We start from the raw sequence: 557 nt of genomic DNA on the forward strand, positions 1-557 counted from the left end.
GTGGTGAATGTGCGGCACCGCCGCCGCGGATACGGTGGTTTGCGGATATTTTCGCTGCTATAGCAGCGAAAATTTTGTTGTCCCCTCCCGCTAGCGGCGCCCGGCCCGGTTTCAGTTATGCGACTTGCAATTGCCATTTCTCTTGGAGCTTCGGTCGCTTGTGCCGGCGGGCTTCATGCTCAGAATCTGTCGACGTTCGGCACCCCCGGGCTTGTGGACATGCCGACTGCCGAGGTTCTGCCGGATGGCGTGCTGGCGCTCACCTCAGCCGGTTTCAACAACACCAGCCGCAACACCCTGACATTTCAGATGCTGCCCTGGGTCTATGGTAGCTTCCGGTATTCCTACCTGCAGGATTTCGAAGTCGCCCCTGGCCTCAGCCGGTATGACCGCAGCTTCGATATCCATTTCCAGTTGCGCAACGAGTCCGCCCGCGCCCCGGCGCTTGCTCTCGGGCTGCGGGACTTTGGCGGCACCGGTGTGTATGCCGGCGAGTATCTTGTCGCCACCAAGACCTTTGCCGACCGGGTCAAGGTCACTGGCGGCATCGGCTGGGG

Annotated in this window: 1 protein-coding gene; it reads left to right on the top strand. The window is 61.4% G+C overall.

The genetic code is table 11. The annotated features are described in order from the left end of the window. Positions 1-219: 219 nt before the first annotated feature. On the top strand, positions 220-557 hold a 338-nt coding region (locus tag A9D60_RS06945), incomplete at its 3' end, for a YjbH domain-containing protein (RefSeq protein WP_254656640.1).

Source organism: Leisingera sp. JC1, assembly GCF_001679925.1.
Lineage (GTDB): Bacteria > Pseudomonadota > Alphaproteobacteria > Rhodobacterales > Rhodobacteraceae > Leisingera.